The organism is Aerococcus urinaehominis (assembly GCF_001543245.1).
Lineage (GTDB): Bacteria > Bacillota > Bacilli > Lactobacillales > Aerococcaceae > Aerococcus > Aerococcus urinaehominis.
In genome coordinates this window covers 825,845-839,415 of sequence record NZ_CP014163.1, presented here as the reverse complement: position 1 = coordinate 839,415, position 13,571 = coordinate 825,845, and the positions used below count along the sequence as shown (strand labels likewise).

The 13,571-nt window shown below is 44.1% G+C and carries 12 protein-coding genes; all 12 read left to right on the top strand.

Features of this window, described 5'->3' with window-relative positions; translation table 11 throughout:
- The first annotated feature begins 71 nt into the window (after nucleotides 1-71).
- Nucleotides 72-521, top strand: coding sequence for an FtsB family cell division protein (locus tag AWM75_RS03725; RefSeq protein WP_067978375.1), 450 nt, complete (start codon nucleotides 72-74; stop codon nucleotides 519-521).
- 28 nt (nucleotides 522-549) lie between these two features.
- Complete coding sequence (locus AWM75_RS03720) at nucleotides 550-1,002, top strand: S1 domain-containing RNA-binding protein (protein ID WP_067978373.1); 453 nt, start codon at nucleotides 550-552, stop codon at nucleotides 1,000-1,002.
- A 55-nt stretch (nucleotides 1,003-1,057) separates the two neighbouring features.
- Entirely contained in the window at nucleotides 1,058-2,422 is a 1,365-nt protein-coding gene (gene tilS, locus AWM75_RS03715; RefSeq protein WP_067978371.1) for a tRNA lysidine(34) synthetase TilS, read from the top strand.
- A 97-nt stretch (nucleotides 2,423-2,519) separates the two neighbouring features.
- Complete coding sequence (gene hpt / locus AWM75_RS03710; protein WP_067978369.1) at nucleotides 2,520-3,056, top strand: hypoxanthine phosphoribosyltransferase; 537 nt, start codon at nucleotides 2,520-2,522, stop codon at nucleotides 3,054-3,056.
- Nucleotides 3,057-3,081: 25 nt separating this feature from the next.
- Entirely contained in the window at nucleotides 3,082-5,286 is a 2,205-nt protein-coding gene (ftsH, locus tag AWM75_RS03705; RefSeq protein ID WP_067978367.1) for an ATP-dependent zinc metalloprotease FtsH, read from the top strand.
- Nucleotides 5,287-5,409: 123 nt separating this feature from the next.
- The gene (hslO, locus tag AWM75_RS03700) at nucleotides 5,410-6,288 is read left to right on the top strand and encodes an Hsp33 family molecular chaperone HslO (RefSeq protein WP_067978363.1); all 879 of its coding nucleotides are present in this window, start codon (nucleotides 5,410-5,412) and stop codon (nucleotides 6,286-6,288) included.
- Nucleotides 6,289-6,359: 71 nt separating this feature from the next.
- Complete coding sequence (cysK, locus tag AWM75_RS03695; protein WP_067978361.1) at nucleotides 6,360-7,280, top strand: cysteine synthase A; 921 nt, start codon at nucleotides 6,360-6,362, stop codon at nucleotides 7,278-7,280.
- 133 nt (nucleotides 7,281-7,413) lie between these two features.
- A complete protein-coding gene (gene dusB / locus AWM75_RS03690; protein WP_067978358.1) occupies nucleotides 7,414-8,436 on the top strand; it encodes a tRNA dihydrouridine synthase DusB in 1,023 nt (340 codons plus the stop codon).
- An 86-nt stretch (nucleotides 8,437-8,522) separates the two neighbouring features.
- Nucleotides 8,523-10,043, top strand: coding sequence for a lysine--tRNA ligase (gene lysS / locus AWM75_RS03685; protein ID WP_067978356.1), 1,521 nt, complete (start codon nucleotides 8,523-8,525; stop codon nucleotides 10,041-10,043).
- A 382-nt stretch (nucleotides 10,044-10,425) separates the two neighbouring features.
- Entirely contained in the window at nucleotides 10,426-10,839 is a 414-nt protein-coding gene (gene rpsL, locus AWM75_RS03680) for a 30S ribosomal protein S12 (protein ID WP_067978353.1), read from the top strand.
- 29 nt (nucleotides 10,840-10,868) lie between these two features.
- Nucleotides 10,869-11,339, top strand: coding sequence for a 30S ribosomal protein S7 (gene rpsG / locus AWM75_RS03675; protein WP_067978351.1), 471 nt, complete (start codon nucleotides 10,869-10,871; stop codon nucleotides 11,337-11,339).
- A gap of 114 nt (nucleotides 11,340-11,453) precedes the next feature.
- Nucleotides 11,454-13,547, top strand: a complete 2,094-nt coding sequence (gene fusA / locus AWM75_RS03670; RefSeq protein ID WP_067978349.1) for an elongation factor G — start codon at nucleotides 11,454-11,456, stop codon at nucleotides 13,545-13,547.
- The last annotated feature ends 24 nt before the right edge of the window (nucleotides 13,548-13,571 follow it).

Genomic DNA, 13,571 nt, shown 5'->3' with positions numbered 1-13,571 from the left:
TGTGATAAAGCATGGTTAAGTCTCAGAAAAATTGTTATACTAAGTCCTAGACTTGATAAAGGGGTGGACCTATGTCTGAAGATGGACGAGGAAAACAGGATAATTTAGCTGCTATCGATGATGAACGCTCACAAGCTGCCTTGGCCCAGCAACAGTATAGGCAAAAGCTTAAGCAGCGTCAGACAAAATTACGCAAGCTTATAATGATGACAGCCTGTTCAGTTATGCTCCTCTTTAGCCTCCTGTCTCTTAGCCAATTTATTCGCAGCCAAATGAGCATTAGGCAAATGGAGCAAGAGATTAGCCACTTGTCTGATCAAGTAGCTAGTGAAGAGGAAGTAGTTGCTGTCTTGGAAAACCAAGCCAACCTGCTTAAAGATGATGCTTATGTTGCTAAACTAGCCCGTAGCCGCTATTATTTAAGTAAAGACGATGAAATTATATTCAGCTTGCCTGAGGATAATGACTCTAAGCAAGCCCAGATATTAAACCGGGTCTATCAAGATCAGAAAGAATCATAAGAATAATTTGAGAGGAAACAAAAAACAGATGTCAATTGAAGTTGGAAGTGTGGTAACTGGTAAGGTAACAGGCATTACGAAGTTTGGTGCCTTTGTCGACTTAGAGTCTGGAAAAAATGGTTTAGTCCATATTTCAGAGATTGCACCGGGTTTTGTTAAGGATGTTAATGACTATCTCAGTTTGGGTGACCAGGTTAAGGTGAAGGTAGTCAATCTAGGTGAAGATGGTAAAATTGCCTTATCAATCCGTCAGGCTAATTCCGCGGATCAAGTTAACCAAGCGAGTGAGAAAAAGGAAAAGAAAGCATACCATAGGCCCAAACGTCCAGCATCTGACTTTAAGCGATCAACCAAACCGAAAGGTACCCAAACTTTTGATGATATGATGTCAGCCTTCCTCAAAGATAGTGATGACCGGTTGACCTCATTAAAAAGAAATACAGAAGGTAAGCGTGGCGGTCGAGGTGGCCGTCGTAATTAATGCGTCAGGTTGGGACTAAGCACCCAACCTTTTCTTATGTAGAGGAAGGTGAACCATGCTCAGCACTTTAGTCGCAGACACCCAGGCTTGGCTAAGTAAACATCTTGATTTATCAGGACACCCACGCTTTTTACTAGGGGTTTCGGGCGGTGTCGATTCCATGGTATTATTGGCCTGCTTCCGAGCGCTAAGTGAGCAATTTGGTTACGGATTAGAGGTTGTTCACGTTAACCACCGTATCAGAGCGGATAGTGACCAGGATCAGGCCTTAGTAGTAGATTATTGCCAACGCCATGATCTTCCCTTGAGTGTGCGGATTTGGCAACGGCCTAGTGATTTTGGTCCAGTCACTGAGGCTGCAGCCCGTCAATTTCGCTATGCTTGTTTTGACCAGCTGGCCCGGTCAAAGGCTTGTAATTACCTTGTTTTGGCCCACCACCAAGATGACCAGGCCGAAACAGTATTGATGGGCTTACTTAAGGCTGGTCGCCTTTCTAGTTTGACAGGTATGCCAGCTTGTCGGCCGCTAGCAACCGACTCTGATTGTCTTTTAGTCAGACCCTGGCTAAATGTTGAAAAGGATTTTATCTACCAGGTTGCCAAGTCGACCGGTATCCCTTATCGGGAAGATTATAGCAACCAATCAGATGTATATTTGCGTAACCGTATACGTAACCGGTATTTGCCTGAATTAGCAGGTGAAAATCCCAATTTTAGCCAACATTTGGTTCAGTTAGCAGGTCAGGCCCAAGCATATATATCTTGGGCTGACCAGGCTTTGGACCAGTTCTGTAATCGTGCCCTGGTTAGTAACCAAAAGGGCTATAAATTGGATTTGACGGAGCTAAGGACCTATGACATTGATCAAATAGTGGTTGCTTTAACAGCAGTTTTTAACCGGATTCAAATAGATTTTCCACAATTGGCCCAGCTATCTTATCAGGCCAAGTGTGACCTAGCCCGCTTGTTGAAAAAAGATCAAGGCCAACAAGAATATCCCTTACCAGGGAATTTGGTTGTCATTAAGGTGTATGATCAGGCCTATATCAGACCGGCTCAAGATGACTGGTCGCTGGCTCAGGCTCATTATAGTAATCTTGCGTTAAACCAGGACTATTTGTTCTTTGACAACTTGCGGATATGCTTGCTAGCGGTTGATCCCAGCCGTCCGGTTAACTTAGACCAGGTCAGTTTAAGGCCACGGCAGGCGGGGGACTACTTGGTGCTCAGCCAGGGGCAGCGGCAGAAGTTGCGTCGTTTTTTAATCAACCACAAGGTTCCAGCTGGCCAAAGGGACCAGTTAACCTTACTGGCTAGGAACCAGCGGGTATTGATGATTGTTGACCAAAATGGCAGAATCTTATTTTTTGATAATAAAGAAATCACAGAAAAATCAAATTTAACAATTACAATAAATTAACTTTAACAAGCTAAATGGACTATTAAATATTTGCAGTCGTATGGTAGACTTGCTACAATACATAGCATAACTTGTTGAGTACTAATAAGGAGATAACATGAATCCAGATATTGAGCGTGTGCTAGTGACTGAAGCAGAGATTGCGCAGAGTGTTAAGAAGCTTGGCCAAGAGATTAGCCAAGATTACCAAGGACGTAAGCCACTGGTGATAGGTATTCTTAAGGGGTCGGTGATTTTTATGTCTGACCTAGTTCGGCAAATGTCAGTGGACCTAGAACTTGATTTTATGGCTGTATCTAGTTACGGTGCTTCGACAGAGTCGAGTGGAGTCGTTAAGATTATCAAGGACCTGGACCGAGTTGTCGAGGGTCGTGATTTGATTATTGTTGAAGATATTGTCGATACCGGCCGGACGCTAGCCTACCTTAAGCAGCTATTAGCCAACCGTAATGCCGCTTCGATTAAGATTGTGGCACTCTTGAATAAGGAAAGCCGCCGCGAAGTAGCTATTCAGGCCGATTACATTGGCTTTGAAATTGATGATTTATTTGTCGTTGGCTATGGTATGGACTATAGTGACCAATATCGGGGCCTACCTTATATTGGCGTTCTCAAGGAAGACGTCTACAAGTAAATTAGAATTAGATTGGAGCAACTAGATGCAAAGAAAAAGACCAAAACGCCCTAACTTTTTCCGTAACGGTATCGTTTGGGTTCTTGTGTTTTTAGCTTTGATGGGTTTGGTTTCTACTTTAACTGGGGGACCTAGTGGGTCAACCGAAGAGCTTAACCAAACTGAGTTTATTCAAAAGCTAGAAGACAAACAGGTTAAAAGCTTCACCGTCCAACCTAAGGCTGGCGCTTATCAAATTGTGGGCCAGTATCGGGATGGTGCTAGTGGCCAGGCCGAACAAGGTTCTGGTGACCTAAATAATTTTAGTATTTTTGATTCATCGACAACTGGGCAGGCGCAAGGCTTTGTGACTAATATTTTGCCTAATGATTCGACCCTAGCTAAGATTAGTCAAACAGCTACGGATACTGACACCCAGGTGAAGACATTAGAGGAGGACCAGTCAGGAGCTTGGCTGAGCCTCTTGTTCTCGGTTGTCCCACTAATCATATTCATAGCTATTATGTGGATGATGATGAACCAAGCTCAGGGTGGTGGCCGTAACAATCCGATGTCAATGGGTAAATCTCGGGCGGTTGACCAGTCTAAGGAAAACGTAAAAGTTCGTTTTTCTGATGTAGCTGGTGCTGATGAAGAAAAACAAGAGCTAGTAGAAGTGGTTGATTTCCTACGTGACCCGCGCAAATACCAAAAATTGGGGGCACGCATTCCCAGAGGTGTCTTGCTTGAAGGCCCTCCCGGAACCGGTAAAACCCTACTTGCTAAGGCCGTAGCTGGTGAAGCTGGCGTGCCTTTCTATTCAATTTCTGGTTCTGAATTTGTGGAAATGTTTGTCGGGGTTGGTGCTAGCCGCGTACGTGATCTTTTTGATAATGCCAAGAAAAATGCGCCAGCTATTGTCTTTATCGATGAAATCGATGCTGTTGGTCGCCGGCGTGGCTCTGGCATGGGCGGTGGCAATGACGAGCGCGAGCAAACATTGAACCAACTATTGGTTGAAATGGATGGTTTCTCTGATACCGATAACGTCATTGTGATTGCAGCGACTAACCGCTCCGATGTCTTAGACCCAGCCCTTTTACGTCCTGGACGTTTCGACCGTCAAATTTTGGTGGGTAAACCAGATGTTAAGGGCCGGGAAGCGATCCTGAAAGTCCATGCTCGGGATAAAAAATTAGCAGCAGATGTTGACCTTAAGGTAGTTGCTCAGCAAACGCCTGGTTTTACCGGGGCAGAGCTAGAAAACGTGCTTAATGAAGCAGCCTTAGTGGCAGCCCGTCTAGACAAGAAGGAAATTGATATGGTTGATGTCGATGAAGCCCAGGACCGGGTAATTGCTGGTCCGGCTAAGAAAGACAAGGTAATTTCTGCTAAGGAACGCCGGATGGTAGCCTATCACGAGGCCGGACATACTATTGCCGGTTTAGTCCTCAACGAAGCGCGGGTTGTCCACAAGGTAACAATTGTGCCGCGTGGTAAGGCTGGTGGCTATGCAATTATGCTACCGCGCGAAGACCAATTCCTTTATACTGAAAAAGACTTGCGTGAGCAAGTGGTCGGTCTACTCGGTGGTCGAGCAGCTGAAATGCTAGTCTTCAACACGCAGACCACAGGCGCTTCTAATGACTTCGAACAGGCAACCGCAATTGTCCGTGCTATGGTAACAGAATACGGTATGAGTGAAAAACTGGGTACGATTTCCTATGAAGGAAACCATGGTATGCGAGGGGCTAATGCTGGCTATGATAACAAGTCCTACTCAGATCAAATTGCTTATCAAATTGATAGTGAAGTACGTAGTTTTATGGACCAAGCCATGCAACAGGCTATGGATATCCTAGCTAGTCACCGTGACCAATTGGACTTGATTGCTGAAAAATTACTTGAGCTTGAAACCTTGGATGAGAAGACTATCGAAAGTCTCTTCAAGTATGGCAAGATGCCAGCTGACCATGAGGTTAACCAAGACCAAGAAAGTCAGGCTAAGTCTTATGAAGAAACCAAGGAAGATATGTTGCGTCAGCAAAGAGAACGTCAGGCTAGTGATCGCCAACGTTTGGATGAAGCTGGTGTTATCGAGAGCGACCAAGCAGCTAATGATGGTCAAGTGGTTGATTCGGCAGACGATGCTGACCAGACTAGTGATGAAGACCAAGTGCCTTCAGACCAAATTGGTCAACGTAACGCCCATATCGATCAAAATATTGATGACCAGTCAGACCAGGATTAGGATAATCAAACAAGAGGCCGCTTAGCCGGCCTTTTTGTCTGTCATAGACCTGAGGGGTCTAACTTGAAATATTACACTAAAGTAGTAAAATAAAAATAAAACTTACAAAAAGGAAGTGAATTGATGCCAGATACTTTATATAAAGCACTAGCATTTGATGGACAGATACGGGCCACTGCAGTTGTAGCAACGGACACCGTTAGAGAGGCCCAGACCCGTCATGATTCGTGGTCGGCTTCGACAGCTGCCATGGGCCGAACTATTGCTGGTACGCTCTTATTAGCTTCAAATATTAAAGATGATGCGAAGATGACAGTTCAAATATCGGGGGATGGCCCAGCCGGTAAAATTGTTGCGACAGCAGATGGTCAAGGTCATGTTAAGGCCTATGTGGACCAACCCCATGTTAGCTTAGAACCAAATGCCCAGGGTAAAATTGATGTTCGCGGTGCAGTTGGTCAAAACGGTAGTTTGTCAGTTATCAAAGACCTAGGCTTGGGAGAACCCTTCCAAGGTCAGGTGCCCTTAATCTCTGGCGAATTAGCTGAAGATTTCACGTATTACTTAACGGTATCTGAGCAAACCCCGTCGGCTGTAGGTTTAGGTGTCTTAGTTGATACGGATGAAACAGTGATTAATGCTGGCGGTTGGATGGTCCAAGTGATGCCAGGTGCGACTGAAGAAACCATTAGTCAACTCGAAATCGCGGTGGCCCAAATGCCACAATTGACAGAATTGCTGTCAGATGGTTACGGCCCGGCCCAAGTTCTTTATCAGTTATTGGGTGAAGATAACGTCCAACTCTTGGAAGAGAGTCCAGTATCCTTCCACTGTGAATGTTCTAAAGAGCGATTTGCTGCTGGACTAGCTACTCTAAATAGTCAAGATATTCAGGATATGATTGATGAAGACGGTGGCGCTGAGGCTGTTTGCCACTTCTGTAATGAGAAATATTTCTATGATGAAGCTGATCTAAAGGCGATCATGGATGAAGCTCAGTAACTATTGTTCAAGTCTCATTGAAACTGCTAAAATAAAATGGCATAAGCAAATATAGAAAGAAGGCAACTCTAATGGCAAAATTAGTAAATAGTGTCAGCGAATTAATTGGTGAAACACCTTTAATCAAATTACAACGCTCAGTCCCTTATGGTTCAGCTGATGTTTACGTTAAGCTAGAATCTTTCAATGCCGGTGGCAGTGTCAAGGACCGCATTGCCCTTAATATGGTTGAGGTAGCTGAAGAAGAAGGAATCTTAAAATCAGGTGATACGATTGTTGAAGCGACATCAGGTAACACCGGTGTCGGTTTATCTCTAATTGCTGCAGCTAAGGGCTATGATATTATTATCTTTATGCCAGAAACGATGAGTAAGGAACGTCAGGACCTGATGCGTGCTTACGGGGCGGAACTACGTCTAACTTCTGGTGAGGGCGGCATGGGTGAGGCCATCAGCCAAGCTAGCGCACTCGCTAGCCAAGATGGTTACGTGATGCTCGGTCAGTTTGATAATCTAGCTAACCCGGCTATCCATGAAGCCACGACGGGACCAGAAATCGTTGAAGCGCTAGGTAAAGTGCCTGATGCCTTTGTAGCTGGTGTCGGCACTGGTGGTACTTTAACCGGTGTTGGCCACTATCTGCGTGACCAAGATCCAGATATCAAACTTTATGCGGTTGAGCCGGCTGAATCAGCTGTTTTATCAGGCCAAGCCAAGGGTAGCCACAAAATTCAAGGCATTGGTGCTGGATTTGTACCGAGTGTCTTGGACACCCAGCTTTACAATGAAATTATCCAGGTAAGTTCAGACAAAGCGATTGAAACCACTAAAGTTTTAGGTATCAATGAAGGTATCTTAGCTGGTATTTCTAGTGGTGCCGCTGTAGCCGCTGCTATTGAAGTTGCTAAACAAATGGAAAAGGGCCAAAGTGTCGTCGTTGTAGCACCTGATACTGGTGAGCGCTACTTGTCAACTGGTATCTTCTCGGAATAAGCCATCATATCCTTAAATCTGAAGACCTAGTTAAGTCTAGGTCTTTTTCTATGCAAGGGACTTTGCAAAGAGCTTGGTTTTTGATAGAATACCCGGGTGTTTACTAGTTAATTTATGAATAAGGAAGAGATAAATGATAAAAATTGGTAATATAGAAATTAAAAATCCGATTGCAGTAGCCCCGATGGCTGGTATCTCTAATGCAGCCTTTCGGGTGGCTGTTAAGGAAATGGGAGCCGGCTTAGTAGTTTGTGAAATGATTTCTGACCAGGGCATTCATTACCGTAATGAAAAAACCCTGTCCATGCTCCATATTGAAGAGAGCGAGTGGCCTTTATCTGTACAAATTTTTGGCGGGACACCTGAATCCTTAGCTGAGGCGGCCAAGTTTGTTCAGGATAATACTAAGGCAGCTATTATTGATATTAATATGGGTTGCCCAGTTAACAAGGTAGTGAAAACTGAAGCAGGGGCCCGCTGCCTCTTAGATCCCAACCTAGTTTACGAACGGGTGGCCCGGGTGGTTGATGCGGTGGATATTCCAGTGTCGGTTAAAATGCGGACCGGTTGGGATGCTGACCACATTTTAGCAGTAGAAAATGCCCTGGCAGCCCAGCGTGCCGGAGCCAGCATGGTAGCCATGCATGGTCGTACTCGTAAGCAGATGTATGAGGGCCAGGCTGACTGGGATATAATTAGCCAGGTCGCTAAGGAAATTTCTATTCCTTTCTACGGCAATGGCGATATTAAAACCCCAGAAGAGGCTAAATATGCCTTGGACAACTATGGGGTAGATGGGGTCATGATTGGCCGCGCCAGTTTGGGTGATCCGTGGATGATTCAAAGGACGGTTCATTATCTGGAGACGGGGGAGCTACTACCTGAAAAAACGGGTGCTGAGAAAATTGATGGTGCCTTAGACCACTTACAACGTTTGGTTGATCTTAAAGGGGACCATGTAGCAACCCGTGAATTTAGGGGGTTGGTTTCTTATTATCTTAAAGGCATCCCGCGGGCTTCCAAGATTAAGGTAGCCTGTACCCAAGCTAATAGCCAAGCCGAGGTTAAGGAAATTTTACTGCCATTTAAAGACCAGGTCATTGCGCGTCAAGCTGAACAAAAAGAGCGCCGACCGCGGGTACGCCAGGCCCGTTAATTAGGTGAGCAAGCTAAAAAAGCTTGCTTTTTTTGCTTATAATTGGCAACATAGTAGAGTAGTTAAAGAGTTAAGGAGTGAAATGCGTGTCTGAAGAGAATAAACAAGTACGGGACGAACAATTAGAGGGCTTAAATGACCAACTGATTGCGCGTCGGGAAAAAGTTAAGGAACTGGCTGAAAATGGCTATAATCCTTTTGCGGCAGGTTTTGAAAGAGAAGCCTTGGCCCAAGACCTTCATGATCAGTATGAGGCCTATGATAAAGATGAACTAGCCGAAAAGGATATCCATACTGCCATTGCTGGCCGGATCATGACAAAACGCGGTAAAGGCAAGGCCGGATTTGCCCACTTACAGGATATGACGGGACAAATCCAGATATATGTCCGATTGGATGAAGTTGGTCAGGAGGATTACGATCATATTTGGCGTAAGGCTGATTTAGGAGATATTATTGGTGTCCAAGGTCAATTAATGCGGACCAATATGGGCGAATTGTCCATTAAAGCCGAAAAAATTGTTCATTTAACTAAGGCTTTGCGTCCCCTACCTGATAAATACCATGGTCTAACTGATATCGAGCAAATCTACCGCCACCGCTATCTCGATTTGATTTCTAATCGCGATAGCTTTGATCGTTTTGTCAAGCGGTCGCAAATCATCCGTGAAGTACGACACTATTTAGACCAAGCGGGTTACTTGGAAGTTGAAACACCAACCCTACACAATATCGCTGGTGGCGCTAGTGCCCGTCCTTTTATCACCCACCACAATGCCTTGGATATGGATATGTATCTTAGAATCGCGCTTGAATTGCATTTGAAACGCCTGGTAGTAGGTGGTATGGAGAAAGTTTATGAAATTGGCCGTGTTTTCCGTAATGAAGGGATCGATACGACCCATAATCCTGAATTTACCATGCTAGAAGTCTACACTGCCTATACCCAAATGCAAGACGTGATGGAACTCGTAGAAGGACTCTATCAATATGTTGCAGAGACTGTGCTAGGAACCAGTCAAATTACCTATGATGGCCAGGAAATTGACTTAGCCGGCCCTTGGAAACGAGTTCATATGGTAGACGCTATCAAAGAAGAGACCGGTGTTGATTTCTGGCAAGAAATGACAGATGCTGAAGCTATTCAGTTAGCCAAAGACCACAATATTGAAGTAGAAGATAACTTTACTTTTGGTCATGTGGTTAATGAATTTTTCGAAGCCTTTGTTGAAGATAAATTAATCCAGCCGACCTTTATTTATGGTCACCCTACGGCGATTTCACCTTTGGCCCGTAAGAATGAAGCAGATGAGCGCTTTACTGATCGCTTTGAGGTCTTTATCGTTGGTAATGAAGCCGGCAATGCCTTCACTGAATTAACTGATCCGATTGATCAACGTCAGCGTTTTGAAGCACAAATGAAAGAAAAAGAGCAGGGTAATGATGAAGCGCACCCACTTGATGAAGAATTCTTAGAAGCCTTAGAGACAGGTATGCCGCCAACTGGAGGTCTAGGAATTGGTATCGACCGCATGGTTATGCTATTAACCGATGCCCAATCTATTCGTGATGTGTTACTTTTCCCTACCATGCGTAATTTAGATTAATTGCTAGTGAGGGTGTAAGACGCGACGTTCAGGCATAGACCACTTGAAAGGAATCGGACCCCTAGCTATAAGCTATTGAGTCTTATTTCTGAAGTGGGGACATGGCTGCTAACATACGTATCATAGCGAACCTGGGATTTATACTCAGGTTCTTTATTTTTACCATATTATCTGTAAAAGATTATTGACATAGGCAGCCAAGCATGATATTATTTTAAAGGTGCTTTTTGTAGACAGTTTCCTGTAGACAAACCAACAGTCGTGCTGACTGTTACAAAAGCCTACTTAAAATCGGTGGAAATCATCGATTATTTATTTTTTTAAAAAATGACACACCTGGATGTGTGGACTTAAAAAACAATATAAGGAGGAGTAGACGCTAATGCCTACTATTAACCAGTTAGTACGTAAGCCGCGTAAATCAGCGATTGAGAAATCTAACTCACCTGCTTTAGGTCGTGGCTATAACTCAATGAAACGTAAACCAACCCGTAACAATTCACCACAAAAACGTGGCGTTTGTACCCGTGTTGGTACCATGACACCTAAGAAACCGAACTCGGCTTTACGTAAATATGCCCGTGTTCGTTTATCAAACTTATTAGAAGTAACAGCTTATATCCCAGGTATCGGCCATAACCTACAAGAACACAGCGTTGTGTTAATCCGTGGCGGCCGTGTGAAGGACTTACCAGGGGTTCGTTACCATATTGTACGTGGTGCCCTTGATACTGCTGGTGTTGATGGACGCCGTCAAAGCCGTTCTAAATACGGTACTAAAAAACCTAACGAATAATAGACAAATATATGAAAGGAGGACATTAAATGCCTCGTAAAGGACATGTCCCAAAACGTGATGTACTACCCGATCCAATTTACAATTCAAAAATCGTTACTCGTTTAATCAACCAATTAATGGTTGACGGTAAACGTGGTAAAGCAGCGACTATCTTGTATAATGCTTTCGATATTATTAAAGAAGAAACTGGTAACCAACCTTTAGATGTATTCGAAGAAGCTATGGAAAACATCAAGCCAGTTCTAGAAACTAAATCTCGCCGTGTTGGTGGTTCCAACTACCAAGTACCGGTTGAAGTTCGTCCAGACCGTCGTCAAGCTTTAGGTCTACGTTGGTTAGTTCAATATGCACGCCTACGTGGTGAAGGTACCATGGAAGTTCGCCTAGCTCGTGAAATCATGGATGCAGCTGAAAACACTGGTGCTTCAGTTCGTAAACGTGAAGAAACTCACCGGATGGCTGAAGCTAACAAGGCCTTCGCTCACTTCCGCTGGTAAGAAGCTAATCATTTTTATCAAAAAAGAAGGTGCTCCTTCTTTAAACATGATATACTGAACTTACGCATAGGCCTAGCTTATGTGGACTAAGAACAAAGGAGATAAAGATCGAAGATGGCTAAAAGAGAATTCCCTCTTGAAAAAACACGTAATATCGGTATCATGGCCCACATCGATGCTGGTAAGACGACAACTACCGAGCGTATCTTATACTACACTGGTAAAATCCATAAGATTGGTGAGACCCACGATGGTGGCGCCCAAATGGACTGGATGGAGCAGGAACAAGAACGTGGTATCACTATCACATCTGCTGCGACAACAGCTCAATGGCAAGGTCACCGTGTAAACATCATCGATACCCCTGGACACGTGGACTTCACTGTTGAAGTTGAGCGTTCACTGCGTGTACTTGATGGTGCAGTAACTGTACTGGATGCCCAATCAGGTGTAGAACCACAAACTGAAACAGTTTGGCGCCAAGCAACTACCTATAATGTGCCACGTATTGTTTTTGTTAACAAAATGGACAAATTAGGTGCTGACTTCCTATACTCAACTAACACCATTAAGGATCGTTTGCAAGCAAATGCTGTGCCAATTCAATTACCAATTGGTGCTGAAGATAACTTCACTGGTATTATTGACCTTGTTAAGATGAAGGCTGAAATGTACCTAGATGATATGGGACAAGAAATCGAAGAGACTGACATCCCAGAAGATTATCAAGAACTTGCTGAAGAATGGCGGACAAACCTACTCGAAGCAGTTGCTGAATCAGATGAAGAATTAATGATGGCTTATTTAGAAGGTGAAGAACTTTCTGAAGACCAAATTAAAGCGGCTATCCGTAAAGCAACTTGTAATGTTGAAATGTTCCCAGTTCTTTGTGGTTCTGCCTTCAAGAACAAGGGTGTACAGCTAATGTTGGATGCGGTTATTGACTACCTACCAGCACCAACTGACGTACCACCAATTGAAGGACATGATCCTAAGCACCCTGATGAAGTAATCGAAGTGCGTGCTGATGACGAAGGTGACTTCGCAGCCCTAGCCTTCAAGGTAATGACTGACCCATTTGTAGGTCGTTTAACCTTTTTCCGCGTATACCGTGGTACCCTTGAATCAGGTTCATATGTACAAAATGTATCGAAAGACAAACGCGAACGTGTTGGTCGTATCCTATTAATGCATGCGAACCACCGTGAAGAAATTTCTGAAGTATTCTCAGGTGATATTGCAGCAGCTGTAGGTCTTAAAGATACTGGTACAGGTGATACCTTAGCTGATCCTAAGGCACCAGTGATTCTAGAATCTATGGAATTCCCTGAACCAGTTATTGAAGTAGCGATTGAGCCAAATACTAAGGCTGACCAAGACAAGATGTCTATTGCCCTTGGTAAGTTAGCTGAAGAAGATCCAACCTTCCGCGCGTCTACAGACCATGAAACTGGTCAAACAATTATCGCTGGTATGGGTGAGTTGCACTTGGATATCATCGTCGACCGCTTGAAACGTGAATTTAACGTTGAAGCGACTGTCGGTGCGCCGCAAGTATCTTACCGTGAAACCTTTACTAAACCTACTCAAGCCGAAGGTAAATTCGTACGTCAATCAGGTGGTAAGGGTCAATATGGTCATGTATGGGTTGAATTCTCACCTAACGAAGAAGGCGCAGGTTTCGAATTCGAAGATGCAATCGTTGGTGGTGTAGTACCTCGTGAATATATCCCAGCTGTTGAAGCAGGTTTAGAAGATGCCCTTGAAAATGGTGTCTTGGCTGGCTTCCCATTAGTTGATATCAAGGCTAAACTTTATGATGGTTCTTACCATGATGTCGATTCATCTGAAACTGCCTTTAAAGTTGCGGCTTCTATGGCTTTACGTAACGCTGCTAAAACTGCAGAACCAGTTATCCTTGAGCCAATGATGAAGGTAGATATCTTAGTGCCAGAAGAATACCTTGGTGATGTTATGGGCCACGTATCATCTCGTCGTGGTCGGATCGAAGGACAAGAAGCTCGTGGTAATGCCCTAATGGTTAATTCATTAGTACCATTATCTGAAATGTTTGGTTATGCAACAACCCTACGTTCAGCTACCCAAGGACGTGGTACTTTCACCATGACTTTCGACCATTATGAAGCGGTACCTAAATCAATTGGTGAAGAAATCATCAAACAATACGGTACTAAGTCTGAAGATTAATTAAGCTTGTCGCCAGCTTTGACT

Bases quoted from the DNA above. Each gene is read 5' to 3' on its own strand.
- AWM75_RS03720 (WP_067978373.1), top strand. From the start codon at position 550: ATGTCAATTGAAGTTGGAAGTGTGGTAACTGGTAAGGTAACAGGCATT.
- tilS (WP_067978371.1), top strand. From the start codon at position 1,058: ATGCTCAGCACTTTAGTCGCAGACACCCAGGCTTGGCTAAGTAAACAT.
- hpt (WP_067978369.1), top strand. From the start codon at position 2,520: ATGAATCCAGATATTGAGCGTGTGCTAGTGACTGAAGCAGAGATTGCG.
- fusA (WP_067978349.1), top strand. From the start codon at position 11,454: ATGGCTAAAAGAGAATTCCCTCTTGAAAAAACACGTAATATCGGTATC.
- dusB (WP_067978358.1), top strand. From the start codon at position 7,414: ATGATAAAAATTGGTAATATAGAAATTAAAAATCCGATTGCAGTAGCC.
- rpsL (WP_067978353.1), top strand. From the start codon at position 10,426: ATGCCTACTATTAACCAGTTAGTACGTAAGCCGCGTAAATCAGCGATT.
- ftsH (WP_067978367.1), top strand. From the start codon at position 3,082: ATGCAAAGAAAAAGACCAAAACGCCCTAACTTTTTCCGTAACGGTATC.
- AWM75_RS03725 (WP_067978375.1), top strand. From the start codon at position 72: ATGTCTGAAGATGGACGAGGAAAACAGGATAATTTAGCTGCTATCGAT.
- hslO (WP_067978363.1), top strand. From the start codon at position 5,410: ATGCCAGATACTTTATATAAAGCACTAGCATTTGATGGACAGATACGG.
- cysK (WP_067978361.1), top strand. From the start codon at position 6,360: ATGGCAAAATTAGTAAATAGTGTCAGCGAATTAATTGGTGAAACACCT.
- rpsG (WP_067978351.1), top strand. From the start codon at position 10,869: ATGCCTCGTAAAGGACATGTCCCAAAACGTGATGTACTACCCGATCCA.